Below are 3,202 nucleotides of genomic sequence, written 5' to 3' on the forward strand. Positions count from 1 at the left end.
CTGAACGGAAAACCGGTTAAATTCCTGGATGTTCTAAACAATAATGGAGGTATAGAGTAAAATGACTTCACTGTTACATAAATACATAGACAGAGAAGAATACGATTCATACGAAGACTTCAACGAAAACTTTAAAATAAACGTACCTGAAGACTTTAACTTTGCATACGACATAGTTGACACATATGCAGAAATAGAACCTGAAAAGGTTGCATTATCATGGTGTGATGACAGCGGCGACAAAGTATTCACCTTCGGGGATTTGAAAACACTAAGTGATAAAGCAGCAAACTTCTTCAAGTCACTTGGAGTAACAAAAGGTGACAGAGTTCTATTAACTCTTAAAAGCAGGTATGATTTCTGGTACTGCATGCTTGCATTACATAAACTTAAAGCCATAGCAGTACCTGCAACGCACATGCTCAAACCGGAGGACATTGAATACAGAATAACTGCTGCAGGCATAAAAACCGTTGTCGTAATAAGAGAAGATGGTGTGCCTGAAAACTATGCCGAAGTTGAAGAAACACTTGGGGTAACATTGAACAAGGTCTTCGTTGGAAATGAAGAAAAAGAAGGCTGGTACAACCTACGAAAAGAGGTAGAAAAGGCATCAGATGAACTTGAAAGACCAGTGTATGATGATGATTCTGTTGAAGATACATCCGTAATATTTTTCTCCTCCGGTTCAACAGGTCAGCCAAAAATGATAAAACACAGTTTCGGCTATCCATTGGCACACATAGTAACATCCCACTACTGGCACCAGGTAGTTGAAAACGGACTGCACTACACCATTGCAGATACAGGATGGGGAAAAGCTTTATGGGGAGAAATATACGGTCCATGGATATCAGGTTCTGGAATATACATCTACGACTTTGACAGATTCCACCCGTTTGAAGTACTTTCCAAAGCACTGGATCATAACATTACTACATTATGCTGTCCACCGACAATGTACAGGTTCTTCATCAAGGAGGACATAGATGACCTGGACTTTTCTTCACTAAAACACGTTTCAACCGCAGGAGAACCATTGAACGATGAAGTATTCTATAAGTTCAAGGAACTTACCGGACTTGAAATAAGGGAATCATTCGGACAGACAGAAACCGTTGCAACAATAGCAAACTTCCCATGGATGGACATTAAACTGGGATCAATGGGAAAACCGGCCCCGTTATTTGACATACACCTAATCAACAAGGATGGAATGGACTGTGACGTCGGTGAAGAGGGAGAAATAGTCTTTGACATCTCCGAAGGATACCCTTTAGGATTATTCAAGGGTTACTTTAACAATGAGGAAAAAACCAATGAAACAATCTACGGCGGATATTATCACACTGGGGATTCTGCATGGAAGGACGAGGACGGATACTACTGGTACAAGGGACGTATTGATGACATCATCAAAAGTTCAGGATATAAAATAGGACCTTATGAAGTTGAAAGTGCATTGCTTTCACACAGTGCAGTACTTGACTGTGCAGTTACAGGTATACCTCATCCTATCAGGGGACAAATCGTTAAGGCAACAATAGTGTTGTCCGAAGGATATGAAGCATCCGAAGAATTAACAAAGGACATACAGAACCACGTAAAACATGTAACCGCCCCTTACAAGTATCCTCGTGCAGTGGAATACGTTGATGAATTGCCAAAAACAATCAGTGGTAAAATCATGCGAAAACAGATAAGAGTTGCCGATGAGGAAAAATACAAGGAATAACTTCCTATTCCACCCACTTTTTTTAGTTTTCTTTAAAAATAATATGTACAATTAATTAAGCATTTTTTAAAAAAAGGATATAAACAACAGTTACATCATTACTAAATCTCTTTTTTAAACCATATAATCTTTTGTCAAAAAACGGGAGAATTCTCCATAAATTAAAACAATTTCATTTTTAATCAAATGGTTTTGAAAAGATTATTAATTGCTTTCTTAAAGAATATACATTATTTAAATATAACAGTTCATATAATATCAATTATTAACAAGGCGTTAATTAATTAAGGAGTTTTTAAAATGGATAGAAATAAAAAAATACTGTTGGCCATAGTAGCATTTATAATCTTAGCTTTAATCGGTATTTTACTGTGCATTCTCAGCACCGATATAACTATGGAAGGTACTGGTGCTTATGTAACAGTTCCAAATGATTATGAGTTAAATACGGATAGCGGTGTGGCCTCTAAGGGTGATGTGAATATCTTCTTTACGGGATTACTTGACGGTACTCAGTCAACAACAGATTTTTATAAGGCAATTTCAGCTAATGGAAAATCAGCAGGTTATGAAAACATAACCGAAGATACAATCAATGGCTTCAAAGTATATGAATATGCTGCAAAAGCTGATAATTTAACAGTTCTAAAATACGGTTCTTCAACCAAATGGGTGGAATACACACCTGTGAATTTAACAGATATGACCGGTTCAAAAATACAGGCCGATCACTTCAGAAAAGTGTATTACATCAGTCCTAACAATTCTTTTGCAAATGAATTAACCATCTATGCAAAAAACCCTGAAACAGACTTATACACTCAGGAAGTTAATGATATAATACATAAAATTGCATTAAAGGAATAGATTAACTATTCCGTCTTTATTTTTTTATAATTTATTTTTATTATTACTTGTCTCCAATAAGCACATTTTTTTTTAAATATAAAATGGAGAAGAATGATGAAAAGTTTATTGATAATGATGTATTATTAAATGATTACATGAATCATGGTAGAATGCCATTTACACTAGAGTTAAATGGTGATGAATATGTTTATCAGTATCTGGTGGATACGTATCATTCCATTTTATATAGGGATTTGCTGAAGCGTTATCCTATAAACAATCCTTATTTAATTGAACACTTACTTGAATAAAAATATCAAAATAGACTAACTTTTAACCTTCGAACATATTAATGATTGAAAGGAGTGGGAGGTTAATCCATAAATTTTCTTTAAAAATGATGTATGACAGATTACATTTTGTCATATGCATTACTGAAGATTATTTTACTTAATGAAAAAAATTTGTAGGACAGTACATATTTTTGTAGGATAACATACTTTGTAAAATTATCTTGAAATGATATACTCTAAATATTTTCATTTAAAATGAAAAATAAATAGTTAACCTTTACTCTTGAAGATATAAGATCATGGGAAGTGTTCAAATGGCAAAAAG

3 protein-coding genes are annotated in these 3,202 nt (G+C 34.5%); all 3 read left to right on the forward strand.

Going from position 1 to position 3,202, the window contains the following annotated elements:
* Positions 1-61: 61 nt before the first annotated feature.
* The 3 genes from QZZ11_RS00775 (at position 62) to QZZ11_RS00785 (ending at position 2,895) form a co-directional block, all read left to right on the forward strand.
* Positions 62-1,735, forward strand: a complete 1,674-nt coding sequence (locus tag QZZ11_RS00775) for an AMP-binding protein (RefSeq protein ID WP_292472624.1) — start codon at positions 62-64, stop codon at positions 1,733-1,735.
* Between the two features lie 300 nt (positions 1,736-2,035).
* On the forward strand, positions 2,036-2,602 hold the full coding sequence (locus QZZ11_RS00780; protein ID WP_292472626.1) for a hypothetical protein: 567 nt from the start codon (positions 2,036-2,038) through the stop codon (positions 2,600-2,602).
* An 83-nt stretch (positions 2,603-2,685) separates the two neighbouring features.
* Positions 2,686-2,895, forward strand: a complete 210-nt coding sequence (locus QZZ11_RS00785; RefSeq protein WP_292472628.1) for a hypothetical protein — start codon at positions 2,686-2,688, stop codon at positions 2,893-2,895.
* Positions 2,896-3,202 lie beyond the last annotated feature (307 nt).

The sequence above is a fragment of the Methanosphaera sp. genome (assembly GCF_016282985.1).
GTDB lineage: Archaea > Methanobacteriota > Methanobacteria > Methanobacteriales > Methanobacteriaceae > Methanosphaera.

What these genes read in the sequence shown, in the direction of transcription:
- QZZ11_RS00780 (WP_292472626.1), top strand. Translation starts at nt 2,036, where the DNA reads ATGGATAGAAATAAAAAAATACTGTTGGCCATAGTAGCATTTATAATC.
- QZZ11_RS00775 (WP_292472624.1), top strand. Translation starts at nt 62, where the DNA reads ATGACTTCACTGTTACATAAATACATAGACAGAGAAGAATACGATTCA.
- QZZ11_RS00785 (WP_292472628.1), top strand. Translation starts at nt 2,686, where the DNA reads ATGGAGAAGAATGATGAAAAGTTTATTGATAATGATGTATTATTAAAT.